The sequence below is a fragment of the Paraglaciecola sp. genome (assembly GCF_039942875.1).
Classification (GTDB): Bacteria; Pseudomonadota; Gammaproteobacteria; order Enterobacterales; family Alteromonadaceae; genus Paraglaciecola.
The window spans coordinates 95,001-119,178 of sequence record NZ_JBDVBQ010000037.1 but is presented as its reverse complement, the minus strand read 5'-3'; the positions used below and the strand labels follow the sequence as shown (position 1 = coordinate 119,178).

Sequence of the window (24,178 nt, the reverse complement as noted above, 5' to 3'; positions counted from 1 at the left end):
AAGCTAATTCACCACACCTACTGACAGCTGAGTATGCCTACCTTTTAAGGTTCCTAAAAACTGTGGCAGGTCTTTGCTTTTACCTTGGGGCATTAACCAAAACTTGGCTTTGTGGGTGATGATCCTTTCGGTAATAGCACTGTAGCTAATTTCAAAAGCACTTAATTTCTCTCCTTTTGGGGGCGTCACTGTTACATCCACTTGCCAGTAATTATGAGAATCTGGTTCAACTATTTGAGTGATTTTTTGAGGAAAAGCACTAGCTTTTTCATCTAGTAAGTGAACATTCACATTCTTTAATATATAAGGTATTAGGTTATCTACAGTGGGGGCTGTACCAAGTGCTGCACCTAAACGGTTATTGGGTAGCCGCAAGGTTAATACAACCGAGTTCTGTAACACATTCACCTCAACCTTTGAGGATGACATGGGGTGTCCATGACTAACTTGGCTAAAAAACTGTAGGCAAAACGCCACACAGCATAACCATGCTAAGGGCGTTTTGTTATTTATGTCGCTTTTCATTCGGGGGTAAACCTATTAAAGATCGAAATTTCCGCCGTAATCTAGCTCTTTGTCACGCCAAATGCTGTGGTAATGATTGTCACTAAACACCACACCACCTTGTACGGTAAACTCAATCCAAATATTGGGGCCGTCTATTCTTGCGTAAGATTCTTGAGTGGTTATATCTGGGTAAGAGCCGTATGCAATATAAGTTAAGTCTAACTGTTCATCACTAGTATAATTGGCAGATTGACCTGTGCCGTTGGCATCACCAGCATAAGCCTCTATTACTGCAATCACTAACGCTTTTTGTGCATCACTTAAGTCAGCAACAATTAAGCCTTCTTGCTCATCTGGGTAATTACCATCATCTTGTGGGCCAACTAGCACATCGTCGTATGCATCAGGTAATAAAGCTGTAACCAATTGCCCTGAATCCAGACTATCGAACAAAGCAACAAGGGCTTCTTGATGTTGTGCCATGGGTGAATAGGTAGTGTCACCATCGCTCCAAGTTACTGGCTCTACCGCAACAAAATTAGGGGTTAGGCTAACAGGCTCTGCGTTATAACTGGCAAAAAATGTATAGTGATGCCCAGCAAACTCAACTATCCAAGGCTCATCGATTGAAGGCTCACCTAAAAAGGCTACGGCATAGTTGTCTTCACCGTAAACATTGCCATCGAAGGTACTTAAATACTCATCAGCTAAACGAATTTGCTCCATGGTTTGGTTACCTTGGTCGCTTAGCGCCTCATCAAGCAAGGCTTCTGCGGCCTCTTGTGCGTCATCGCTCAGGTCGTCAATCAATATACCATTATAATCAAACGATCCGGTCGGTAGATTCGACCAAGACTCGGTGGCATTAGTCTCGGTTAAGTCGTTCAGCATAGTATCAACTTCGGTGGTACTAAGAGTAGACAGTAAGTTCTCAGCCAAGCAAGTCATTAACTCAACCTGTACAGTTAACGCACTGCAGTCTGCGTAGGTATAAGCACTTTCAGTATCTTCTATTTCAGTTTCTACGAAATCATCAATAGTGCCTGAGGAGTCTGAACTACCACAACTGGTCATAAGAAAAATTAATGAAGCATTAATAAGTACAGTCGTTTTCACAACTCTTTTTACATCTAGGGGGTTGAGTTTAAACATGCCAAAAGACACTCCTATAGTTTAAATAATATATGGGGCTTTAATCATATTGATTACTACTGGTTTAACTTGAGGCTACTCCTCAGCCTACACACTTAAGGTCGTCTAAATTTAAGAAGGGCAGCTGGCTAACTTAACCATGGATAACTTGCACATTATTTACACTTTATTTGGCCGTTTCAGCAGCGCCCTGCAGTTAACTAAGGCTCCCTTTAAGGGTAAAATTTAAGGTGTTAAGAAAGGGAAGTCGTCCAAACGGCGTAATTTGGACTGTTTATTATGTGGAAGATGTGGGTTTTATAAATTTTGACAGCAGTGGAGTGAAGGTTTGTTTGAAATAGAAAGTATTACCTGGGAGATCAGTATTATTGGGTTGTCACTCACCTTGTTCACAGTGTTCAATATTACTGCTAAGTCTTATATTCATAAAACAGATATTCTTTTATGCGCTTGGTTAGTCGTCCTCAATATCCCGCTACTGCATACCTTATTAATCCATTTAGAAGTGCATTCTGCGGCTTTCAATATGTTAACCAATCCAATGCTTAACTTGTTGCATGGACCTATTCTATATTTCTATGTACGAACCTTAATAAGTGACAAGTCTCTTAGCTCAAAGTCAGATTTATACCATTTATTGCCATTTACCATTATGTATCCACTATTTATGCTGATGGCGCATCCAAAACCTATGGTGCCTCTTCCAAATAGCTCTGATAACCAAGTCGGTCCGGTGGGAGAGCATGGAATTACCAATCTATTTGAACCAGTTTTTGTACATTTTGGGCTCATTAATGGACTTCTATTTGTGATTTACTCTATTTTGACTATTAGTCTATTGATAAAGCATCAAAGAAAAATTTCTGAACTATTCTCACGAAATGACAGCAGAATTAGTTTAAGTTGGGTGTACGCATTGCCTGCTACCTTTGCACTTATGGTCATCATTAATGTCATAAATGAAGAAGTGTTAGATTCTGTATCTCAAGTTTCAGCCCATTCCCTTCATATGCTTTCTTTTTTAATAATTAGTACAGTACTGTGTTTTTTTGGTGTCAAACAAAAGCCAGTATTTTACTTTAGAGGACTGACAGTAACCAAAGAAGATACCCCACAGGAAGCTGCATCAATTGATTCGCCACAACAAGATAGTTGTAGAGAAGATAGCCCTCTTAGTGACGAAGTTATTCAAGATATCATTAATAAAATGGCTATCTATATGCAGACTCAAAAGCCCTACCTAGAGCCAGACTTTACGGTATATGCACTGGCCGAAGAATTAAATATTCCAAGGCGAATGCTATCTCTTGTGTTAAGTAATGGCTTATCTAAAAACTTCTACCAGTATGTTAATGAGTTTAGAATTAACGAGGTAAAAGCCTTGCTAGAATCCCAACAGGCTTCTCAAACGACTATTTTAGATTTGGCGTTTCAGGCGGGCTTTAAATCGAAATCTAGCTTCAATAGCCTATTCAAACAACACTGCGACCTAACACCTACACAATACCGTAAAATGCTAATAACAAAAGCTGCCAGCCAAGCCTCGATTTAAACTTGAGGTTACACTGCAGCGATTAAAACACTAATGTCGTTTATTTCTTCGACATGCCTTTAAACCACTATAAAAGTACCTTATCGCCCAGATAACTGAGTATGTATGGCGTTTTTGTAGGCTTCAAGTCCCGGTATTAAGGCAGTGATAATGGTCGCTGTGGTAATAATTCCAGACAAAACCAGTAGTTCCATAGTAAACAAATTATTGCTTAAAAATAGACCGTACTCAGCCGTTAACCATCCCTCTAGCAAGGTAAGTAGTAAGGTCACCAGTCCTATTGAAAAAAGCAAAGCTAATACACTTATGATTAAAGCCTCAAGTATGATCAAAGAGACAATGACCTTGGGCGATGCCCCTAAAATACGAAATACGGCAATTTCTCTTTGACGCTCGTTCATGGTGGCTAACAGCATAGTAGCTAAGCCAAATAATGAAGCCAATAAAACCAAGTAACCAATTACCTGTAAAAGGTTTTCAACATTTGCCATAAGCTGCCAAAGCTGCGCCATGGCCACGCCAGGCAGTACTGCCATTAGCCTATCTTTTTTATAATTATTAATTTGTCTTTGTAGTGTAAACGTGGCGAACTTATTGTTTAGCCCTAACATCATAGCGGTAATGCTTTTAGGTGGCGCTAATTGCGTATCAGGGTTAGCGACCAATTTTTTTAATTGGCTAGGAGGTAAATGAATGGCATCGATTGCTGCCAAACTCACATGTACAGTTTTATCTACTGGTGTGCCCGTTGGGGCCAAAATACCACTTACAGTAAATGGCGCTTGGTCATGATTCACAAAGCTAGTACTACCAATGCCGTGGGCTATTACAATTTTATCGCCTTGCTTGTATCCTAACTCTTTGGCTACATCGGCACCTAGCACGGTTTCGAATGGACTGGCGAACTCTGTACCCGCGGCCATAGTGAGGGGCTTATCACTACCGTATTTAAAATATTTAAAATAATCAGTATTGGTACCCATCACGCGAAAACCACGATGGGAGTCACCCAAAGAGACCGGAATAGCCCAAGACACCGATTTATTGGCCTTTAACATAGTAAAACTATTGTAATCGATATTATTAGTGGGGCTCCCCATTCTAAATACCGAGTACAAAAGTAAGTTTAATTCACCACTAGGTGCACCTACTATTAAATCCACACCGGATATGGTTCGGTTGAAGCTTTCTTTTGCTTGCAAGCGTATATGCTCAACGCTTATCAAGACACTAATACTTACCACTAAAGATAAGAAGGTTAGAAATACAGTTTTTCTTCGGCTAACTAAACTGCGCCACGCGATTGAAGTAAGCATTAACCAACCACCTCATCACTGATGCCATTGCAAAATGACGTAATTGGTGTACGCAACGAAAAAAATGGCTCTAGACCAGTATCATGACTCACAAAAATCATGGTGGTGTTGTGAGCCTGACACATTTCTAGTAGTAAGGTCATAAATCCATGTTTAGCAGAGTTATCAAGTGCTGAGGTTGGCTCATCAATTAAGAGTAATTTAGGCGCATTAATAAAGGCTCGCATAATCGCCACCCTTTGCTGTTGCCCCACACTTAAACTTGAAACCGGCGTATGTAAAATACTACTAGGTAATTTCAGTGCTGCCATCAGCTGTTGTAAAGATTCAACTAATTGCTGTTTTGAGGATTTAGCCAAGTACACAGCTAACTCAATGTTTTTTGCAACACTTAAGTAAGGGATCAAATTAAATTGCTGAAACACCACACCTATGTTTTCAGCTCGAAAGCGGTCTCGCCCACTGTTAGACAAGTCGCTCATTTCGGTTCCAAATAGCTTAATGCTACCCTGCTGAGGGGCTAAAATTCCTGACAGTAAATTAAGTAAGGTTGATTTGCCCGAGCCTGAGTCGCCATACAGAAATACCTGTTGGCCTATCTCAACTTTCCACTGGCTAAAGTGTAATGATTTGCTATTGGCTTGTTGCTTACCATAGGTATGCACCACATTTTGCAACTCAATGGCTGCAACTTGGTTAATTATTTTATCGTTTGAAATACTTTCTTTTAAGGTCATAAATAAGATGGAGCTAGCGCTTATTATTATTGATATGATATAACATTATTCATAGTATTACTGGTCACACTGACAATCAATCATGAACACTAAAAAAATATGCCATTTGCAGTACCTTAGCATTGTTCTTATAGCAACACTTTGGTTCGCCAATGTAAATGTCAAAGCAGCTGAAACACAAAACTATCAAGAGGTTGAATGGATTCAGTTGATGCCGCAAGATGATTTAGAAGCCTTACTCAATCCGCCAGACTATCTAGCTGATATTCAAGATGGCAGTGAGCAAGACTCGGTTGATGCTTTCTCTGGTGTAACAAGTGAAGATGCAACAACCCAGCGCTTTCAACAGGCATTAACCTCAGTTAGAGTTATGACAGAATTTGATAACAAGCCCATTAGAATTCCTGGGTTTGTCGTCCCTTTAAAGTCTGATGAGCAACAGCGAGTCACAGAGTTTTTTATTGTTCCCTACTTTGGCGCGTGCTTACATATGCCACCTCCACCCCCTAATCAAATGATATACGGTAAGGTAGAAACAGGCTTTGAATTAGCCCAGCTGACTGAGCCTTTTTGGTTTGAAGGTGTACTGCAAATAGAAACCATGAGCAATACCACAGGTACATCTGCTTATGGTATGTCCTTAGACAATATTAAAGCTTACGAATAGAGAGTCGTTCAATGAAACTTAAACTGGTTACCTTACTATTATTGATACCTAGCACTATGCAGGCTTTGGCGTGTGAATTTCACGGCGGTGGTTTTGGAATGGGCTCTTTTGGGCAATTTCACCCCCTTGCACAACAGCATATGAATAACTCTGCCCCAGTCGAGTTGAAAGTAACCCACGATAACCGAGTAAAAGTAACCGCAGCCACAGATGCTAAACTTCAGTTACGTTACGTGGTACCTGATGACTATACCAATGCCGAAGTCATTCTTACCCCTAGTAAAAATTTGATACTGGCTGATTCATCCCCTCTTAGTTTATCTAAAGATAAAGGCTTGATAGATGTCACCTTCCAAGCCACGGGGCCAGGTGAGCACTTTATTATGGTTAGAATAGATGCCACACAAAGCTACAGACCCTATTCAAAAATTCAACGAGTGAGTGTAACCGCTATCTAGTTAGGCTGTATTTTCCTACAATGGGATCGCAACTAAAAAGTAAGCTTAAAATCATCTTAACCTTTGTACTATGCATTGGCTTAGGTGTGGGGGTTGGGCGTTTAGTCTTAGATAATTGGGCAAGCATCAAACAAGCTGTATTTCATAAGCAAACCCTGTATGCAACGTCAGATCCTGCACTGCAATCTTTGGCCAACCAAGCTCAACCCTTTGTCCTAAAATGGGCTTCACTGTTACCCAGCGAAGAACATGAAGTGATTGCTCGCTATCAAACTACACAGCCTCAAAACTTAGAAGAAATGACAGCACAGGTAATGCGCTCTATCAACGCGTCAACAGACCAAGATTATCAAAATGCCTTAATCTCTACCCAAACCATGACTGAGTTTGAAAATAAAATGGTGAGTATTTCCGGGTTTATTGTTCCCATCGATTTTTATGATGATAAAAGCGTAAAAAGCTTCTTTTTTGTTCCTTACTTTGGGGCGTGTATCCACTTACCCGCTCCACCGCCAAATCAAATGATATACGTTGAACTAGAAAAAGGTTTTAAAGATGTGGACATCACTAATACCTATACCTTAACGGGCAAACTCAACATAGAATTGTTTGAAGATTTAATGGGGACGTCAGCCTACACTCTAGACTTGGTTTCTATTATACCTTTTTACGGCCAACCCGATGACTTTCGGACACACTAACCAGCGTGCCAACGAAACCTTTAAGTCCTAAGACAAAAAATCTAAGGTAAGTAATAAACGTTTCTCACCTTCACGATATGGTGGCGATCTATGCACTACAGCAGTCTCTTCATTACCTATCCAAGCAGACCCTTTAAGTAAGGCGACGTCTCCAGTGGTCATATTTTTTATGTTTGCATCCGATATATACAGCCCAGACTCGCTATCATCCAAGCCTTTACTACCGTGACCTAACTTACTTCTATCGATATGATTACTGCTTAACCACTGTGTACCTTGCCCGCAAAACGTAGTGACTAAACGGCAAGGTACGCGGTCAATATGAAATCGTGGGCACATAGGAGAGTCAAGTAAACGAATCCGAAAACCCACTTGGTCTAAATCAAACAAAGTGCAAAACATATCTATCACTTCACTGGCGTTACTAATAAAGGCATTACCTAAAGTAGTGTATTTTAATTCATCACGGAGATCGTCTTCAATGTGCTGCATTCGGATAAAGGCCGATCGATCCAAATGTGATGCTGTATTAATAAAGCGTGTGACATCCGCCTTAATTTCATTGGATAAATCACGTTGCCAAATGGCTAAATTCACCGACTCATCATAAATGTCAGTAAGAATACTTGGTTCATCAAAACAGCTGGAACGTCTAATGAGGCTATTAGTTGTTTGGTCTTTTAAAACAGCTTGCGACGGCATACTCCACTCCGATTTAAATTTAAAATGTTAACTGGTGCTTTTAGCTGAAACAGGATGACATTGATTTAACTGTCTGCGGGCTTTAAAATTTATGATATGGCCGTAAGCCACCAAGATAGACCCTAATACTGAGGCAAATACCTCGCCCTGTTCACCAAAGACATCGTGCCCCAAAATAGCCACAGTCACTAGAACTCCCATGCCCATTGATGTAATCAATATCACTAACCAGCTGCGATGATGGAAATACCCTAGCACCACGGCAAAAGCACTAATCGGCAGTACCGCATACAGTAGCCAAGTATGAAAGCGCTCATCGCTAAAGAAGGTCAAGGTCGTTAAAGTAGGTAGTAGAATTAAAATAAGCGGCAACACTAAACAGTGGATCATGCAAAGTGTCGATAGAAATATAGCTGAACGATCAGCAAGGTTCATAAACCTCTTAAACATAATAACCCTTTACTAATAACGCCTTTAAAAAAGCTAAGTTAGACAGCTGTTTTTGCTTAGGCCTATTTAAGCCAATGCTCACCATTAATTAAATTCCATATCTGTAACACTGTTTGTAAGAGTCGCCGACCCTTGCCCAGACTCTATACTCCATTGCACCTCAAGTGTTTGCAGACTATGCATCTTGTCAAATATGACGAAAGACAAGCCTTTCACTTGGTTTGTACATTGCAGTGTATAAGACACTTCAATATTCTGATGATGAACTTCGTGCTCTTCATCATGGCCGTCGTGATCACCGTGAGTCTTATGGTGCTCGTCATGCTCATCATGTTCATCATGTTCATCATGTTCGTCATGATGATGCTCTTCTTCCTCATCATGAAGGTTGCCATGTTTGTGTTCTGCGCCTTCTTGACCTTCAAATACATCTAAATTGTGAGAATAATCGAGCTGTTTACATTTACCATCTAGTTGTACTAGGTTCTCTATCTTTTCCAAGGTATGACCAAGGCTTGCAAGACTATCTCTTTGCTGTTTATCTTCAGGGGCATGCTCAAATCCCAATGCATCTGCGGCCGGCAGCACATATTGCATTTGCCAATTAGCACCATCTTGAATGACAAAAACAGTGCCCGCTCCATGCACGTGTTCTTGCGCTTTAGCAATTCCGCCAAAACAAAGACTTAAGCATATTAATTGTTTAGTAAATTTCATTTTTCTCTCCACCTAATTCAACACTATTCATCTACAAACATTAGCAAACCTAAGTTCACGATAGCTAGAAAATGATTGAAAGCCAATTTGTTACAATATAACATAACCACCACTATTGTTACAATATAACATAATAAAAGGAATATAATGCATCACTTATCTCGCATTGCAGCGCTCATGGGGCTGCTTTTACCCACAAGTGTCTTAGCTGCGCAATCTTTAGAAGGGCTAGTTGAAAACAATAGCGGTAAAGCTGTATCTGGCGCATTAGTTCGTGTTGAAGGTACCAACCTAAATGCTGTAACGGGAAAAGATGGCCGCTTTGTTATTGATGACTTAAGTATCGGAAATAACGAGTTCCACATATCGGTTTCAGGTTATGCACACTTGCATAAAGATATAGTTTTTTCTGAAGATGAGTCAAAAACCATAACACTTACCCTAACTCGCTCACCAATAGAAGTGATTGATGTAGTCGCTACACCTATTCATATGTCGGTCATGGAATCTGCTGCGCCCGTTAGTGTGCTTGCCGGTGAAGCATTACGTCGTCAACAAGCAGCCACAATAGGAGATAGCTTAGAAAAACTCCCCGGTGTGCAAAGTAATTTTCATGGCAATGTTGCCAGTACACCTATTATTCGAGGGTTAAGTGGACCTAGAGTTTTAATCGCGCAAAATGGATTAGACGTAAGCGATGTATCTAGAGTGGGGCCAGATCACTCCGTTGCTGCTGAAGCATCAACTTCGCAACAAATCGAAGTATTAAGGGGCCCTGCCACCTTATTTTATGGAAGTGGCGCGATTGGTGGCGTAGTAAATGTAGCCGATGGCCGCGTACCAACAGATAGTGCAACCCGTGGCGAATGGTTACTTGAAAATAGCTCAGTAAACGACCAAAAACTAGCTTCTTTCAATGTTACCACTGGGACAGAATCATTTGGGTTTTATGCCGATGGTTATTGGCGTAAATCAAACGACTATGAAGTCCCAGTAGACCCAGACTCAGATCACGATGAAGATGACGAAGATCATGAAGAACACGACTTTGTAGTAGAAAACAGTGCCGAAGAATCAAACGGTATAACACTCGGCGCTAGTTATCTTTTTGATAAAGGTTTTCTTGGGATAGCTGTCGAGCAGTTTAATCGTGAATACGGCATTCCTGGTCACACCCATGGCGATGAAGAAGAACACGACCACGATGAAGAAGAGGAAGAAGAAAGCGTATTTGCAGATCTAGAGCAAACTCGAGTGCAATTGCTTGGTGAGTTTAATGCCGATGGCGAGTGGATCAAAAAAATCAATTTTCGCGGGGGCTTTACTGACTACGAACATGCTGAAGTTGAAAATAGCGAAGTTGGAACTCTGTTTGAAAACCAAACCTCCGAAATAAAACTAGATTTCATTCATAGCACCTTTGCTGACTGGAATGGCGGTATCAGCTTCCATTTTAAAAACAGCGATGTCGCAGCCCAGGGTGAGGAAGCCTTTACGCCACCATCTAAAGCACAGACCTTTGCACTAGCCATAATGGAAGAAAAGCATATTGGTGAAGTTTTAGTGCAGTTTGGTGGTCGTATAGAGCAAGTAACTTTAGAAGCGGACAACGTATTACTTCCAACGCTAGAAACCCACCATGAAGACGAGGAAGAAGATGACCACGACCATGATCACGACGACGAAACCAGCATCACCCGAGTGTTTGCAGTAGATCATGAGTTTACCCCAGTCAGCTTGTCAGCTGGGCTAGTGTGGGACTTTACCGAAGGGTACAACTTAGGTCTTTCTGTATCACGCTCACAACGTGCTCCTTCAGCCGCTGAGCTTTTATCTTTTGGACCGCATATTGGTACCGGTAATTATGAGGTAGGCGCTTTGTTTGCCTTGTATGAAACGGAACACGAAGCTTATATTGGTTTGTCTGATGAAAAAATTGATCTAGAGACAGCCAACAACATTGACCTAACCTTCCGAAAAACTGAAGGGGACATAGCTTTTGTATTTAATGCCTTCTATAACCAAGTAGATAACTACTACTATCAAACGTCTACTGGGCTATCAGCTGAAAGTGGTCATGACCATGATCACGGTGATGAAGAAACCGAAGAAGAAAGTAGCGAAGAACTACTGCCTGTTTATATTTTCGAAACCGATGATGTAATTCTACATGGTTTTGAAGCGCAAGTAGCGTGGCAAGTTACCCATGTATTTAAGGCGACCTTCTTCTCTGATTACGTGCGTGCCCGACTCAAAGATGGCGGTAACTTACCTCGCACTCCCCCCCTTCGATTAGGAACTCAATTCAGCTATGAAAATGAAAGTCTTAGTGCACATTTAGATATTACTCGTTATGACACTCAAGACCGGATTACATCTGATGAAACCGTTACTGACGGTTATACCTTAGTTGATGCTAGCGTGTCTTATGACATTCCTGTTTTTAATCAAGACATCGCTCTTTACCTCAAAGGCAGCAACCTAACCAATACCGAAGCCCGAGTACATAGCTCGTTTATTAAAGATGTTGCCCCACGTCCGGGACGAAACATAGCAGTGGGCGTTAGAGGCTACTTCTAACCCCCTATATAACGTTTAAATACTTAAGGAAGATATAATGAGCAAATTACCAAAATTGAACATACTAGCAATGGCCATCGCCAGCTTAATGCTATATGGCTGCGGTGACGCAACAACAAAAATCATTGAAAAAGAGTCCATCGTTGAGGAAGAAGACGAGCATGATCATGACGAAGATGATGATGAATATACCATAGAGTCAATGGGGCGACTTGCCGTGTTGTCAGCTGAAAACAACGAAGCCACTATCTTTGATTTAGACGACAATGAATTGTTGGATACGTTTACGTTAATTCACGATACAAACACTCTTACCGCATCAGCTGACTATCGATTTGCAGTGGTCACCAGTCGAAGTAATGACTATGTAGGCTTTATTGATGGAGGAATGTGGCGAGAAGATCATGTGGAGCATTTACATGACTATGAACAGACTCCAGTTATGAGTGACTTTGAACTCGAAGGAAGTCGTCCAACACATGTCATTAAACATGACGGTCAAACTGCTGTATTTTTTGATGGTGACGCTGAAACAGGTTTAGCTGCATCAGTTCAAGTGGTATCAGATACAGACATCAGCAGTAACACCACTGAAGTTGCTACCCTAGAATACGCGGTAAACATGCATGGCGTGGCAGAACCAAATAGTGACCATTTACTATCAACCATTCGTCGTGACGATGCAGAAACCACTTCAGCGACGACTATATTACCGGACCAAGTTGGTGTTTATCATCTTCATGATGGTGAATATGAGCAAGAACAAGTGTTAGATGTTACCTGTCCTGATTTACATGGTGCCGCCCAAAATGAAGAATATACGGTATTCGGTTGTAGTGATGGTGTGTTAGTTGCTCATCAAGAAAGTGATGACGAGTATCATGCAGAAAAAATACCTAACATTGATGCGTTAAACGACGTGCGTATTGGCAGTATTTATTCCCATGAAGAAAACGATTCATTCATTGGCGTTGCCTCTGCTTACGGAGTAGAAGGAGTTATTTTAGTCAACATAACCCCCGAAAGTGGCATGGAAGTTTTAGAATGGCAACCTGAAACTGATGCGGCTCCCATCTCTTATGGATTTGCTTACGAAGGCGAACATTTTCTTATTTTAGATGAGCTAGGATTTCTTAATGTACTTAGTGGTCATGACCACGATGGTGAAATTGAGTGGGAATTAGAGACCAGTATAGATATATCTGATGAAGACTTGTCTAACATGCCAGAGGGCATGTCATTTAGTTTTGTTGCGGCTCAAAATGGTCACTATGTGTACGTATCTGATCCGATTGCACAGCATATATTGCAAATTGACCTTGAAAGCATGACTATTACAGATGATATAGAAGTAGACTTCTCACCCGCTTCTCTAACCTGGTTAGGAATTGCAGAAGAGGAGCATGACCACGACTAGCTCTGGATGGGGTATGAACAAAATAAACCTTTGTTCATACCCCCCTCAGTATAGTTTTCAATTAGGTAATAAATAATGAACAAAGCAGGACAACTAATAACACTGTGTTTCGGTGCAAGCATATTCGTAGGATGCACGGCTAACCTAGTATCAGAAGAGAGAAAAGAGAGCTGGGTAGAATATGAAAACAGCGCGAAATTGACAGCTCTTCCCCTTTCTAACTCAGTTAAATGGCACACTAAAAGTAAAGAATATCAACTTATTACCCAAGGTGTATATCAGCGAGCAGAACAACAATTACCAGTGGTTGCTTTACAAAATGAACCTTGGGTAGTGGTGATGGATGTTGATGAAACGGTATTAGATAACAGCCAGTATCAGGTTATGATAGACCAAACAGGTGGCCATTATACCTCTGAGAGCTGGGCTAATTGGATAGCAGCCAAAAAAGCGACGCTTGTACCTGGTGCTGCAGAGTTTATGAAAAAGGTTTATTCATTAGGTGGAAAAGTCGCGCTAGTCACAAACCGCGAAAAAAGTCTCGATGCATATACTTGGGAAAATATTTCAGCATTAATCCCTGCAACCTTCGAAAATACATGTTTACTGGGGCGCACTCAAGCAGACAAAGACGCGATTGACGAGCACTCCATCATTAATGATAAAGACCTACGCCGCCAGCAATTAACTAGTGGTAATCTAGATTGCTTTTCGACGCAGGCAGTTCTGCCAAGTTGGCAAAAAGCCCACACCATAGTTATGCAAATTGGTGACAACATAGAAGATGTAAATAAAATTACACAAGAAAATGCCGATATCAAGGCCTTAGGTGAGCGCCTAAATAAAAGTATTTTTATCTTGCCTAACGCTATGTACGGCTCTTGGTAAAACACTTAGAAGGAAAGTAAAACATGGTTACTCGCAGACAGTTCAATCAAGGGATGGTGGCCGTTGCTTTAAGTGGCCTAGCTACACATTTAAAAGCAGCCACTCTTTTTAGTGAATCAGCCACACTCACTGGCAACACTCAATTAATACCCGATGCTAACGGCATACTCGATTTACCCGAAGGTTTTAGTTATGAAGTGATTTCAAAACTCGATGACCCCATGAATGATGGCTTAACCGTGCCAGACAGGGCTGATGGCATGGGCTGCATTCCTATCGATGATAAACGTGTAGTATTGGTGAGAAACCACGAGATTCCTTTATCTAAAAAAGCGCAACTAGCTCAAGACAAAGTGCAGCCAAGTAGGGTATTAAAAGCCTACGACACCTATGCCTCGGGACTACCTCTATCAGGGGGCACAAGTAGCATAGTGTATAACCTGCAAACCCGTGAAGTTGAACATCAATGCATGTCTATACTTGGTACTATTCGAAACTGTTCAGGTGGCGTAACACCATGGGGTAGTTGGCTAACATGTGAAGAGTCAGTTGACAAAGCTTCAGATAGAATTGGTAAAGATCATGGTTATGTATTTGAAGTGCCGGCAACGGCTAGAGAGCTGGTAGACCCAGAGCCTATAAAAGCTATGGGGCGCTTTAACCATGAAGCAGCCTGTGTTGACCCCGCCACAGGTATTGTTTACTTAACCGAAGACAGACAAGACAGTTTGTTCTATCGCTACATACCTAATATACCCGGGAAGCTACAAGCTGGCGGCAAGCTGCAAGCTTTAATGGTTTCAGGGCAGCCCAAATTTGATACACGCAACACTAAGGCTCCTTTCATAGAAGAGCAACAAGACTATGCTTGTGAATGGCTTGATTTAGATAATGTTGATAGCCCAGAAGATGACTTGCGTCATAGGGGATACGCCAAAGGAGCCGCTTTATTTGCTCGCGGTGAAGGCATACATTTTGGCACAAATGAGATGTATTTTTGCTGCACCAGTGGAGGTAAAAAAGAATTAGGCCAGATTATGCGTTATGTCCCTACCCCACTGACCGCTAATCAAAGCAGTGATGAACAAACGGGTTCCTTAAGCATATTTGTTGAAAGTCATAGCAAAGCCACATTTAACTTTGGCGACAACATAGCCCTCGCGCCAAATGGCCATTTAATGGTATGCGAAGATCAATACTCAGCCATAGTGGATAACCACCTTAGAGGGGTAACGCCAGAAGGTGAGGTTTATGATTTTGCAAAGGTACGTTGGCAAACCGAACCCGCTGGCGCATGCTTTTCGCCAGACGGTAAAACACTGTTTGTGAATTTGTATTCTCCTACTCTTACCTTAGCTATTACTGGACCTTGGCAAAACCTGTATGGATAAAATTGCACAAGTCCCCACCAATATTATTACTGGTGCACTTGGGGTAGGTAAAACCACACTTATCCAAGCATTGTTAAAGGCTAAACCCAGTGATGAACGCTGGGCTGTGCTTGTAAACGAATTTGGCGAAATTGGCGTAGACGGAGCATTATTATCCTCACCTGAAGACAAAGGTGTATTTATAAGGGAAGTCCCGGGAGGTTGTATGTGCTGTACCTCTGGGTTGCCCATGCAAATTGCCTTAAATATGCTACTCGCCAAAGCCAAACCACACCGATTACTCATTGAGCCAACTGGACTTGGACATCCTAAAGAGGTGTTGCAAACGTTAACTGCAGAGCACTATCAAGGTGTGTTAGATGTTGGCACAACACTTACTCTTATCGACCCGAGAAAATTGGCAAGCAAACGCTGGCGCGAGCATCAAACTTTTCAAGAACAGTTACAAGTAGCAGATCATATCGTTGCGACTAAATCTGATTTGTATGAGCAAGACTTGATCCCAGAGCTACAAGCTTACTTAAACACACTAGAGATTACTGACACGCCTATTAGTTTGGCAGAGCAAGGTGAAATTGATATAAACATATTGTTTGGGCAGTCTAAATATCAACAGACAGTAAACGAAAATAGTCATTCTCATTCACATTCTGCGATTGAACACAGCCACAATATTACAGCTCCTGCAGTTGGATCCATAAAAGTTGCCAATAATGGTGAAGGCCATTATTCCTTTGGTTGGATATGCTCACCGACACTAATATTCAATTACAAGCTTGTGATGGATACATTATTCACTGTAGCTGTCGATCGTTTAAAAGCGGTGATCATTACCGAGCAAGGAGTACTTGCCTGCAACATCAGCGATGGGTGCGTATCTGTAAATATAGTGGCTCAAGAAGCAGTAGATTCGAGAATTGAGTTTATCACTGAAGATGAACAACTTGCTCTGCAAACGTCTGAAAAAATTGAAACAGTTTTTGGCTTAGCCTCTGAGTAGAAACGATTAAACGTTGATGAACGTTTTGCAGTGAATTGTTAGGTATGTAGACACTAACGATCTATAGCTCTTAAGTATTCGACTTATGATAAAAGTTTTTGAAATAAAAACTCCAGCAAACATTTCTTAACATAAAGCCCCTTATTTTCCCCGCAAAACTTACAACAGGAATGAAACATGATTAGTTTATATGAAATGACCATAACCAACTTTATACGCACCTTAGATGCGACAGTTGATGTGATGAAAAAAGGCGAAGTATATTTTAAAGAGAACAAGATCAATACAGACGAAATCGTTACTATGCGATTTGCAGAAGATATGTTGCCCTTTAGTGCTCAAGTTAATATAGCAGCCCACAATGCCGCAGGGGCTATTCAGTCTTTATTTGATGGTGAATTTAAGCCGCCTCAAGTATCTTTAGATGGCCTTAGCTATTCAGAGCTTATCGCTTACTTTGAAAAAACAGTGGAGACCTTAAAAGCTTTTGCTGAAAACGAAGTGAATGCGCTTTACGGCAAGCCATTACAGTTTAAAGTAGGCGGTAATGAGCTACCTTTCACTACAGAAAATTTCATGATGTCATTTGCGGTCCCTAATGTGTATTTTCATACGACAACCATTTATGACATGTTAAGAATTAAAGGTGTGCCACTTGGTAAGAAAGATTATTTAGGCGATATGGCAGTAGGCGCCCCAGTTTAAACAATAAACTATTTAACAATAATGCCCTTAGTAAATTACATTGAAAGGGGCTTTTATACTTATCTTCGAAACTAATATGACTATTTCAATTTTACGCTTTTTAAGTTTTCGTTTCTTCCAAAGCAACTAGTTTCAAAATTTGTCACTTACAACAGCTTGGGGGAAATTATTACCGCTGCATTTTTAAACGAATACATGTTTGCGAAAGTTATTCTCAAAAATTCTAAAAAAGCTACTTTATACCAATCAAAACGTGGTATTTTTCATGGAATATCAATATTTTATTTGTAGTTGGTACTTTTTACAGGTCAGCGACAAAATATCCTTATAAGAAGTACAGAAATAATAAAGGTTAGTATGAAGTATCTTCTTTGGCTTGGATGCACTGCACTATATTTATCATCGAGTTTAGTATCAGCCACTAAAGCTAACTTTAGTGGTTTTGCGACCATTGGCGCTACGTATTCAGATAACCGAAACCTTGAGCTTACCACTGACTTCTTAAATAAAAGTGATAGTGGCTTTACTTTTTTAAACGAATCTAAAATTGGTTTTCAAACTAACCTAACGCTAGCAGATAAATGGGATGCAGTAGGTCAAGTTGTGCTTCAAGATCGCAACCATAAAACGTTCAATGAATTTATTGAGCTAGCTTTCATTCGCTACCGCCCTAATAGAAACTGGTCATTACGAGCAGGAAGAGTAAATAGTGACTTATACCTTTTATCTGATTATCCCTATGTAGGGTATGCCTACCTTTGGAGCAGGCCACCCAATGAGTTCTATTCTATTGCTTCACCCGCCAACAACTTTGACGGCGTGGATCTCGAATATAAAAATCATATAGCTAATGGTTTCTTCAGGTTTCGATTAGGATACGGACAAACCAGCCCTGAACTACAGGGAGTAGGCAGTCGGTTTGGCTTTACATCCAAAGACTTGGTTCTCCTTAGTGCTTCTTATCAGCTCAACAATTGGTTAATACGTTTAACCCATAGCCATTCAAACTTTGACGATTTAAGAGCCCCTGAACTTTCTGAAGCTCAACTTATTTTAGAGCAAGCTCCTGACGATATATGGCCTGCAAAGGTTGAGCTTTTAGACAAGTTTGATATTTCTGGTAAATCTTCATCTTATGATGCGTTAGGTATTTCTTATGAAAGTCAGTCATGGTTATTCTATTCTGAAGGTGGCATATCAAAAAATGACTGGCTACCTTTTAGCTCATCTACTTCTGGGTATGCCACTTTGGGGTACATCCAAGAACAAACTACCTACTTTATGAGTCTATCTACCATTAAAAATTCAGATAGAATACCGACGTATTCATCCCCGGTATTTGATGCGAGCACTCCTGCAGAGTTAGCCGCCTACCTCTACGCGGTTAGTGATGCCGTTACAACCATACTAGACTCCATAACAGCGAGACAAACAACAATAAGCGCGGGTGCAAAACTTGACTTAACATCGAGTATGAATATAAAACTACAACTAGACCATACCAATATTAGCCCTAAAGGATATGGCCTTTGGAACACCACAGCAACTGAAATATTAACGACAAGAGACAAAGTAAATACACTTAGCCTCAGCTTTAATGTGTTGTTCTAATGAAATTAAAACAACTTTACATACTGCTTCTTTTCATATGTTCAACACACGTTCATGGGCTCGTTATTGTCGTTAACGAAAATAATCAAATTGATAGCCTGACTAAGCGACAAGTGATAGATATATACATGGGTAGATTCAACACTTTCCCTGACGGTCAAAAAGCAACGCCAATTGACTTCCCTGCACAATCAGCCATAAAAAGTCAGTTTTATATGCAGCTAGTACAGCAAAATGAAAGAAAGGTAAGTACATATTGGGCTCGTTTACTTTTTTCAGGAAATGCGACGCCTCCCACAACAATAGAGTCTGTCAAAGACATCATTAATACAGTACGTGCAAATAAGGACATGATTGCATATATCCCAGAGTCAGAGGTAACAGAAGGCGTAAAAGTGGTATTTAAAGTTGCTTCCAATTAGTCAAAAACTATATGTAAAAGTTGCACTGACTATTGCTTTCATAGCAATAATTATATCTTTACTAGCATCTGCACTTTCTTATTATTTGGGCCTGGAAGCCCGGAGTCAATCCAGCCACATATTAGCAGAGCAATTATCTAAGACAGTGGAAAAAACTGCCGTTGTTGCAGCCTACATAAACGATGCTGACCTTGCTCAGGAAATAGTAGATGGGCTAGTTATTAATGATTTGATAAAAGGTGTAAAGCTAAGTAATGACGTTGGCTTAGAGGCTATATCCGGTAATCTAAATGGTCAAAGTAAGAAAATTTCAACCTTATTGAAACACCCTTTCTTACATGAAGAAAAAGTAGGCACCTTAGACGTTTACTTAGATCAACAATATATTGAGCTACAAACTAAAAGAGAAATTATAAAAGAAACACTGATTAAACTACTTCTATCACTAATATTAGCTTTTTTTGTCTCTTTAGTTGTTCACCGGAAATTAACTAAGCCAATTCAAAAGTTAGTTGATAACTTCGAGTACATAGATCCACACCGCCCAGAGACAATGCAAGTTTTACCTCACAAAAATAAAGATGAAATAGGTAAACTGATTCAGGGTATTAATGCGTTAATACAAGGGTTGCACCATTCATTTAGCGTAGAAAAAAATCTACGGATCAAAACTCAAAATCTAGAAAACCAATTCAGGCTTATATTCGAGCAAGCCAGCGCTGGGATTTGCTTAGTCGATCAAAACAACAATATTTCGGCCTTTAACCCTGCTTTCTCCAGATATTTTACTCCTATTGATAATGAGACACTCAACCTCAAGCACTTTCCTAGTCTATTTGTAAACCCAAATAACTTAGAGCAGATTTTAAATTCGATGCGTAATGACCCTTTATTGGATCAAGTAGCCTTAGACCTTGAGTACTCTGCTGGTAAACAGAAGAAATGGATGCATTGCTTATTTGCTAAAGTCACAGAGCAACGTACTGAACGTAAAAAAGATACAGGCCCTATTATCGAAGTTATTTTATATGATATTACCGAGCGCACAGAACGGGAACATCAAACCCGCTTCGAGGCCGATCATGATCCACTCACACATATACTTAACAGACGAGCGGGTGAAGAAAAACTGAATAGTATGTTAGATCTTAGTGTTGAAACTCAAAAGCCATTGATGTTGATGATGATTGACCTAGACAAATTTAAGCCAATTAATGACACCTATGGCCACGAAGCTGGCGATAGAGTGCTTCAAGAAACTGCGAAAAGAATTACAAACAAATATAAGTCACAGAATGATGTATGTATCCGCTGGGGAGGTGATGAGTTTGTTGTCGCAAGTAACGCGCCGAATAGCCAGCAAACCTTCGTCGAACAAGCCGAAGAGTTACTTCTATCAATACAACACCCTATTGAAGTACATCCTAGCGTAACCTGCAGTATTGGCGCGAGTATTGGTTTAGTTATCGCACCAATTCACGGACATGACCTACATCAACTATTGATGCATGCAGATAGCACTATGTATCAAGCTAAAGAACAAGGACTTTCTCGTGTTGAATTATACTCTGCTGTAAAAAACACAAAATAAAAATAAAGTTAGAGGCCATTTAAAACCTATCAAATGACCTAGCAATTACATTTACGTTTGAGCTGAACTAGATGTGGGAGCTTCTTCAGAGAGGTCAACTTGCTCCTCAATATACTGGATAGCTTTATGCAAACTACCAAAAGCATTAATTAAATTTTGACGGCCTTTGTTCATTATATCTGGGTTGTTAGTGTCTGACATCATCCATACCCAAGTACGAATTAATGATTCAGGTGGAGCATTTTTCATATAGCAATTGTTCTTAAAAATTAGTGAATCCTCACTAATTATATCCTGTAGAATAGGCCACATTGAAGTTCTTTTTTGTAACAATATCACACACAATATGTTGCAATATCGATTTGCTTAATTTTAATAGCCTAGGGGCACACACAAGGGAAAATAGTACACCTATGATAAAAATTGCAGTGGGTTCTACTAACCCCATTAAGGTTAATGCGGTAAAAAAAGCTACCTCGGAAATTTGGCCAAATCAAGATATTCAGTGTTTCTCAATAAAAGCTCCATCCGCAGTATCTGAGCAACCTATGACAAGCGATGAAACCCTAAAAGGTGCAGTGAATAGAGTTAAATTCTGCCAGCAACAAACCAAAGCGGATTTCTATGTGGCAATTGAGGGTGGAGTAGACAACTTTGAATACGGCCCTGCCACATTTGCTTATGTGGTTATTGCCGACCACGAAAGAAGCTCAGTAGGTCGCAGCAGTAACTTACCGCTGCCGCCTGTGGTATATCAGGCCCTTAAGAATGGTGAAGAACTAGGTCACGTAATGGACGACTTGTTTACAACAGATAATGTGAAACAAAAAGAAGGGGCTATTGGCTTATTAACCAATAATCTAGCTACCAGAGAAAGCGTTTATACATTGGCTACAACACTTGCTTTAGCACCCTTTATTAATCCTGACTTATACACAGGACTTTAAGCCATTTCATTTAGTTTTTTGTCTAACATCTTGAGGATATCTCGACGAGTTAGCACCCCAACCACTTTATTAGCACCATCAACAACTGGGTATGTCGTGGCGCCACCAGATAACATTTTTTGAGCGACATCAAGGGGCTCACTATTTAATGAAACGGTGACTACATCTGTTTGCATTACATCTGCCACAGTGGCTACTCGGGTATTGTGGTAAACGACTTGAAGGGTGCAATGTAAACATTCTTGGTCTGAAATCCAGCCAATAAGTAAGCCTTCACTATCAAGAACTGGGCCTCCCAATAATGATTTCTTAATTAGATTAGCAGAAGCTTCCGCAACAGGCATATCTGGCTTAAGGATTGCGAAATCTTTAGTCATACATTCTGCGATACTAGCTAAAATCATGTGAATTTCCTTATTATTTAGGTTGCCATCGACTTGAGTGTCCCTTTGTTTAGCATTGAAGTCCAGTGTATTTATTTAACCTTTCAATCATGCCCTTAAATTAGCGACTAAACACTAGGCTAACAACAACACCCGAATCACCTTTAAGGTTATGTATATTGAGTACCCCTTCATGGTATTCAGCAATGATTTTTGCGATATACAAGCCTAACCCTAAATGGGGCTGGGTTGAATTTTGTACCTTGCGAACAGAAACCATAGAGTCGAGTAATTGATCTTGCATGTTTTCTGGTAACAAACAGCCTAGGTTTTCAACACTTAAAACACTGCCTTGCTCATGACTTTTTAAATTCACCGTAATCACTGAATTATCGTCACTAAACTCCACAGCATTGGCAATGATTTTGTCTAACATTTGTGCAAACAATTCAGGGGAGCCAGCAACGGTTACATTTGAGTGAGAAATATTTAAAGCAAACACTCTGTTGCCATATGCTAATTCGTACCCAGCGACACAACCTTGCAGTAAATCACCGAGTTCAAACTCCTCCCGCTCATTACTTTGCATCGCTTGCTCAAGGCGGGTCGCCTCGCTCATGTTAGACAAAATTTTGCTAAGCCGAGTAATACCTTGCTTAGCTCTATCAAGATATTGTTTGTTATCTTCGCTTTGCTCTTCTAATAGTAAGTTGTCTAATGAGGAATTAACGATAGCCACTGGGGTCCGCAGCTCATGAGATAATCGAGAAGCCATATTCTCTAAATATGCATTGTATTGGCTCAGTTTACTCAAGACACTGGTGAAGGTACGAGATAAGTCACCTATCTCATCTCTAGTGTGGGATGGGACTATGTCACCTATAATTTTACCTTGTTGGTCTATGGCACTTTCAGTTTCGTTACGTAATTTGCGAATGCGCCAAGACAATCTTGATGCAATCAAAAATAAGGCAATAGTACTAATAAGGATCACCAGCAAAATATAGTGGAATTGACGTTCTAAGGCTTTATTTCTTAACGTACGAATACCATGGGTAGTTTGCTCAACAACTACAGCTCCCATTACAGTATCGTCGATGTAAATTGGATGCGCAGCAGACATAATTACCGCTTTATTGTCGGGACTTAATCGCCATAAAGAACTTGGCTTACCTGTTAAGGCTTCAATAATGTCTTGACCTCGCAAAGAATAGGCATCTCGCAAATCATCAACAAAGTCTGCAGGGGGCTTAGTTAATATTTGATAGTACAAAGGCAATAACCAGTTAGTTTCTATATATTTCCACCAGCTTTGTGAAGCATCAGACTTAACAGTACTGTTTACCCCTTGAGCTTTGCTTATATCACCCGAACGCGCTAATACCCGCATGTGTTTGTCTACCACCCACACCCTAGCGTTCGAATATTTTAAACCTTTTAATATTTTTTCGATTTCTGGAGAAGGCACCAAAACCGTACCTAGGGAGTCCACCTTTGAAGGATTTGCGGTTCCCATTATGTTCTCTACTTCCCGTGTAACTGGGTTGTCCACATCAACAATTGCAAAGGCTATCTTGCTCGACATCATAGCTAATGGAAACCGCAACTCTAACTGATAGCCATTATCCGTGTTGCGCCATTGTCCTTGAATTTGCGTCTCTAATCTGTCTGGTTGCAGTGACCCTAAATCATCTTTCAGCAAATAAGCATTAACCCACCCCTCTTCTGAGGGCGCCACAATATACCGTTGAAAGACCCCTATAGAGTCAGTCATTGCAATTTGTAAATGATCATTCTTGTCGATACGCAAGCTATTTTTGGGCCGCAACAAAACTGTATTGTCTGTGACATCAAACATGGCGTAGAGATAGCGGTCATACTGTCCAACCATATGCCGAAAGTGCAAACTGCTAGCCTCATAATCGCTAACTTGGTCAATTAAGTTTTGTTGGGCGTATTCTATGGTCAATTGCTTATAATCTTGCCAATCATCTAGCTTGCCATCAAGCCGAATAGGGTAAGCAATCTTATAGGCATACAAATCTGTGCCAGGTTTAACATCTTTTAAGTAAGCCGACTGATTATCAAATAAAGCAGGTCTCTCATGCAGCGCAGTAGCAACCGCTCGAGCTGTACCCACCATAGTTTGCTCTTGTCCAATACGTAAATAGGTTTCCATTTCCCATACATATTGATACCCCAACCAGGGGATAGTCAGTAAAAAAGAGGAGAAAAATAGTAGTTTAGCTCTTAACCCAAACCTTACTCGGCTCATCGCCTAAAA

24 protein-coding genes are annotated in these 24,178 nt (G+C 40.5%); 14 read left to right on the top strand and 10 right to left on the bottom strand.

All coding sequences use genetic code 11. The annotated features are described in order from the left end of the window. Nucleotides 1-3 precede the first annotated feature (3 nt). Both ABJE44_RS12510 and ABJE44_RS12505 read right to left on the bottom strand, forming a co-directional pair. Nucleotides 4-429 (bottom strand): hypothetical protein, encoded by a 426-nt coding sequence (locus ABJE44_RS12510; RefSeq protein ID WP_348110408.1) that lies wholly within the window; start codon nucleotides 427-429, stop codon nucleotides 4-6. 111 nt (nucleotides 430-540) lie between these two features. Continuing rightward, nucleotides 541-1,659, bottom strand: a complete 1,119-nt coding sequence (locus ABJE44_RS12505) for a DUF3500 domain-containing protein (protein ID WP_348110407.1) — start codon at nucleotides 1,657-1,659, stop codon at nucleotides 541-543. Nucleotides 1,660-1,987: 328 nt separating this feature from the next. On the opposite strand from ABJE44_RS12505, the gene ABJE44_RS12500 reads away from it, so the two are divergent. After that, nucleotides 1,988-3,211: a helix-turn-helix domain-containing protein gene (locus ABJE44_RS12500; protein ID WP_348110406.1), complete on the top strand. Its 1,224-nt coding sequence runs from the start codon at nucleotides 1,988-1,990 to the stop codon at nucleotides 3,209-3,211. Between the two features lie 80 nt (nucleotides 3,212-3,291). Here ABJE44_RS12500 and ABJE44_RS12495 read toward each other — a convergent pair whose 3' ends face one another. Continuing rightward, nucleotides 3,292-4,527, bottom strand: coding sequence for an FtsX-like permease family protein (locus ABJE44_RS12495; RefSeq protein WP_348110405.1), 1,236 nt, complete (start codon nucleotides 4,525-4,527; stop codon nucleotides 3,292-3,294). After that, nucleotides 4,527-5,264: an ABC transporter ATP-binding protein gene (locus tag ABJE44_RS12490; protein WP_348110404.1), complete on the bottom strand. Its 738-nt coding sequence runs from the start codon at nucleotides 5,262-5,264 to the stop codon at nucleotides 4,527-4,529. Before ABJE44_RS12490 ends, ABJE44_RS12495 begins: the two co-directional genes overlap by 1 nt. 82 nt (nucleotides 5,265-5,346) lie before the next feature. Here ABJE44_RS12490 and ABJE44_RS12485 point away from each other — a divergent pair, with 82 nt between their 5' ends. From ABJE44_RS12485 to ABJE44_RS12475, 3 genes are read left to right on the top strand one after another with little or no spacing between them, the layout of a single operon-like run. Beyond that, nucleotides 5,347-5,931, top strand: a complete 585-nt coding sequence (locus ABJE44_RS12485; protein ID WP_348110403.1) for a DUF3299 domain-containing protein — start codon at nucleotides 5,347-5,349, stop codon at nucleotides 5,929-5,931. 11 nt (nucleotides 5,932-5,942) lie between these two features. Next, a complete protein-coding gene (locus ABJE44_RS12480) occupies nucleotides 5,943-6,389 on the top strand; it encodes a hypothetical protein (protein ID WP_348110402.1) in 447 nt (148 codons plus the stop codon). A gap of 20 nt (nucleotides 6,390-6,409) precedes the next feature. Further along, entirely contained in the window at nucleotides 6,410-7,090 is a 681-nt protein-coding gene (locus ABJE44_RS12475; RefSeq protein ID WP_348110401.1) for a DUF3299 domain-containing protein, read from the top strand. A 27-nt stretch (nucleotides 7,091-7,117) separates the two neighbouring features. Here the strand turns inward: ABJE44_RS12475 and ABJE44_RS12470 are convergent, their stop codons facing one another. From ABJE44_RS12470 to ABJE44_RS12460, 3 genes are all read right to left on the bottom strand, one after another. After that, nucleotides 7,118-7,792: a DUF1826 domain-containing protein gene (locus ABJE44_RS12470; RefSeq protein ID WP_348110400.1), complete on the bottom strand. Its 675-nt coding sequence runs from the start codon at nucleotides 7,790-7,792 to the stop codon at nucleotides 7,118-7,120. A gap of 27 nt (nucleotides 7,793-7,819) precedes the next feature. Beyond that, a complete protein-coding gene (locus tag ABJE44_RS12465) occupies nucleotides 7,820-8,227 on the bottom strand; it encodes a MerC domain-containing protein (RefSeq protein WP_348110399.1) in 408 nt (135 codons plus the stop codon). Nucleotides 8,228-8,326: 99 nt separating this feature from the next. After that, entirely contained in the window at nucleotides 8,327-8,959 is a 633-nt protein-coding gene (locus tag ABJE44_RS12460) for a DUF2796 domain-containing protein (RefSeq protein ID WP_348110398.1), read from the bottom strand. Between the two features lie 147 nt (nucleotides 8,960-9,106). On the opposite strand from ABJE44_RS12460, the gene ABJE44_RS12455 reads away from it, so the two are divergent. The 9 genes from ABJE44_RS12455 to ABJE44_RS12415 all read left to right on the top strand — a co-directional run bounded on the left by ABJE44_RS12455 (nucleotide 9,107) and on the right by ABJE44_RS12415 (nucleotide 20,564). Next, nucleotides 9,107-11,539, top strand: a complete 2,433-nt coding sequence (locus ABJE44_RS12455; protein WP_348110397.1) for a TonB-dependent receptor — start codon at nucleotides 9,107-9,109, stop codon at nucleotides 11,537-11,539. 37 nt (nucleotides 11,540-11,576) lie between these two features. Beyond that, nucleotides 11,577-12,956 (top strand): 5-methyltetrahydrofolate--homocysteine methyltransferase, encoded by a 1,380-nt coding sequence (locus tag ABJE44_RS12450; protein WP_348110396.1) that lies wholly within the window; start codon nucleotides 11,577-11,579, stop codon nucleotides 12,954-12,956. Nucleotides 12,957-13,031: 75 nt separating this feature from the next. Beyond that, on the top strand, nucleotides 13,032-13,844 hold the full coding sequence (locus ABJE44_RS12445) for an HAD family acid phosphatase (RefSeq protein ID WP_348110395.1): 813 nt from the start codon (nucleotides 13,032-13,034) through the stop codon (nucleotides 13,842-13,844). 23 nt (nucleotides 13,845-13,867) lie between these two features. Then, the gene (locus tag ABJE44_RS12440; RefSeq protein ID WP_348110394.1) at nucleotides 13,868-15,235 is read left to right on the top strand and encodes an alkaline phosphatase PhoX; all 1,368 of its coding nucleotides are present in this window, start codon (nucleotides 13,868-13,870) and stop codon (nucleotides 15,233-15,235) included. After that, on the top strand, nucleotides 15,228-16,235 hold the full coding sequence (locus ABJE44_RS12435) for a GTP-binding protein (RefSeq protein WP_348110393.1): 1,008 nt from the start codon (nucleotides 15,228-15,230) through the stop codon (nucleotides 16,233-16,235). Before ABJE44_RS12440 ends, ABJE44_RS12435 begins: the two co-directional genes overlap by 8 nt. Nucleotides 16,236-16,412: 177 nt before the next feature. Then, nucleotides 16,413-16,940, top strand: a complete 528-nt coding sequence (locus ABJE44_RS12430; RefSeq protein ID WP_348110392.1) for a DUF1993 domain-containing protein — start codon at nucleotides 16,413-16,415, stop codon at nucleotides 16,938-16,940. 357 nt (nucleotides 16,941-17,297) lie between these two features. Further along, nucleotides 17,298-18,551 carry a hypothetical protein gene (locus ABJE44_RS12425; RefSeq protein ID WP_348110391.1) on the top strand — a complete coding sequence of 418 codons (1,254 nt, stop codon included), beginning with the start codon at nucleotides 17,298-17,300 and terminating at the stop codon, nucleotides 18,549-18,551. Nucleotides 18,552-18,679: 128 nt separating this feature from the next. After that, nucleotides 18,680-18,973 (top strand): hypothetical protein, encoded by a 294-nt coding sequence (locus ABJE44_RS12420; protein WP_348110390.1) that lies wholly within the window; start codon nucleotides 18,680-18,682, stop codon nucleotides 18,971-18,973. A 145-nt stretch (nucleotides 18,974-19,118) separates the two neighbouring features. Further along, nucleotides 19,119-20,564, top strand: coding sequence for a diguanylate cyclase (locus ABJE44_RS12415; protein ID WP_348120780.1), 1,446 nt, complete (start codon nucleotides 19,119-19,121; stop codon nucleotides 20,562-20,564). A 51-nt stretch (nucleotides 20,565-20,615) separates the two neighbouring features. On the opposite strand, the gene ABJE44_RS12410 is transcribed toward ABJE44_RS12415, so the two are convergent. Next, nucleotides 20,616-20,813, bottom strand: coding sequence for a hypothetical protein (locus ABJE44_RS12410; RefSeq protein WP_348110388.1), 198 nt, complete (start codon nucleotides 20,811-20,813; stop codon nucleotides 20,616-20,618). 164 nt (nucleotides 20,814-20,977) lie between these two features. Between ABJE44_RS12410 and yjjX the strand changes: the two genes are divergently transcribed. Then, entirely contained in the window at nucleotides 20,978-21,511 is a 534-nt protein-coding gene (gene yjjX / locus ABJE44_RS12405) for an inosine/xanthosine triphosphatase (RefSeq protein WP_348110387.1), read from the top strand. On the opposite strand, the gene ABJE44_RS12400 is transcribed toward yjjX, so the two are convergent. Next, on the bottom strand, nucleotides 21,508-21,915 hold the full coding sequence (locus ABJE44_RS12400; RefSeq protein WP_348110386.1) for a CBS domain-containing protein: 408 nt from the start codon (nucleotides 21,913-21,915) through the stop codon (nucleotides 21,508-21,510). The genes yjjX and ABJE44_RS12400 overlap by 4 nt on opposite strands. 100 nt (nucleotides 21,916-22,015) lie before the next feature. Beyond that, nucleotides 22,016-24,169: a proteobacterial dedicated sortase system histidine kinase gene (gene pdsS, locus ABJE44_RS12395; protein ID WP_348110385.1), complete on the bottom strand. Its 2,154-nt coding sequence runs from the start codon at nucleotides 24,167-24,169 to the stop codon at nucleotides 22,016-22,018. Nucleotides 24,170-24,178 lie beyond the last annotated feature (9 nt).

Coding starts and splice junctions, on each gene's coding strand:
- ABJE44_RS12470 (WP_348110400.1), bottom strand. CDS start 7,792: ATGCCGTCGCAAGCTGTTTTAAAAGACCAAACAACTAATAGCCTCATT.
- ABJE44_RS12435 (WP_348110393.1), top strand. CDS start 15,228: ATGGATAAAATTGCACAAGTCCCCACCAATATTATTACTGGTGCACTT.
- ABJE44_RS12495 (WP_348110405.1), bottom strand. CDS start 4,527: ATGCTTACTTCAATCGCGTGGCGCAGTTTAGTTAGCCGAAGAAAAACT.
- yjjX (WP_348110387.1), top strand. CDS start 20,978: ATGATAAAAATTGCAGTGGGTTCTACTAACCCCATTAAGGTTAATGCG.
- ABJE44_RS12505 (WP_348110407.1), bottom strand. CDS start 1,659: ATGTTTAAACTCAACCCCCTAGATGTAAAAAGAGTTGTGAAAACGACT.
- ABJE44_RS12430 (WP_348110392.1), top strand. CDS start 16,413: ATGATTAGTTTATATGAAATGACCATAACCAACTTTATACGCACCTTA.
- ABJE44_RS12445 (WP_348110395.1), top strand. CDS start 13,032: ATGAACAAAGCAGGACAACTAATAACACTGTGTTTCGGTGCAAGCATA.
- ABJE44_RS12490 (WP_348110404.1), bottom strand. CDS start 5,264: ATGACCTTAAAAGAAAGTATTTCAAACGATAAAATAATTAACCAAGTT.
- ABJE44_RS12475 (WP_348110401.1), top strand. CDS start 6,410: ATGGGATCGCAACTAAAAAGTAAGCTTAAAATCATCTTAACCTTTGTA.
- ABJE44_RS12460 (WP_348110398.1), bottom strand. CDS start 8,959: ATGAAATTTACTAAACAATTAATATGCTTAAGTCTTTGTTTTGGCGGA.
- ABJE44_RS12420 (WP_348110390.1), top strand. CDS start 18,680: ATGGGTAGATTCAACACTTTCCCTGACGGTCAAAAAGCAACGCCAATT.
- ABJE44_RS12410 (WP_348110388.1), bottom strand. CDS start 20,813: ATGAAAAATGCTCCACCTGAATCATTAATTCGTACTTGGGTATGGATG.
- pdsS (WP_348110385.1), bottom strand. CDS start 24,169: ATGAGCCGAGTAAGGTTTGGGTTAAGAGCTAAACTACTATTTTTCTCC.
- ABJE44_RS12510 (WP_348110408.1), bottom strand. CDS start 429: ATGTCATCCTCAAAGGTTGAGGTGAATGTGTTACAGAACTCGGTTGTA.
- ABJE44_RS12485 (WP_348110403.1), top strand. CDS start 5,347: ATGAACACTAAAAAAATATGCCATTTGCAGTACCTTAGCATTGTTCTT.
- ABJE44_RS12465 (WP_348110399.1), bottom strand. CDS start 8,227: ATGAACCTTGCTGATCGTTCAGCTATATTTCTATCGACACTTTGCATG.
- ABJE44_RS12455 (WP_348110397.1), top strand. CDS start 9,107: ATGCATCACTTATCTCGCATTGCAGCGCTCATGGGGCTGCTTTTACCC.
- ABJE44_RS12400 (WP_348110386.1), bottom strand. CDS start 21,915: ATGATTTTAGCTAGTATCGCAGAATGTATGACTAAAGATTTCGCAATC.
- ABJE44_RS12425 (WP_348110391.1), top strand. CDS start 17,298: ATGAAGTATCTTCTTTGGCTTGGATGCACTGCACTATATTTATCATCG.
- ABJE44_RS12480 (WP_348110402.1), top strand. CDS start 5,943: ATGAAACTTAAACTGGTTACCTTACTATTATTGATACCTAGCACTATG.
- ABJE44_RS12450 (WP_348110396.1), top strand. CDS start 11,577: ATGAGCAAATTACCAAAATTGAACATACTAGCAATGGCCATCGCCAGC.
- ABJE44_RS12440 (WP_348110394.1), top strand. CDS start 13,868: ATGGTTACTCGCAGACAGTTCAATCAAGGGATGGTGGCCGTTGCTTTA.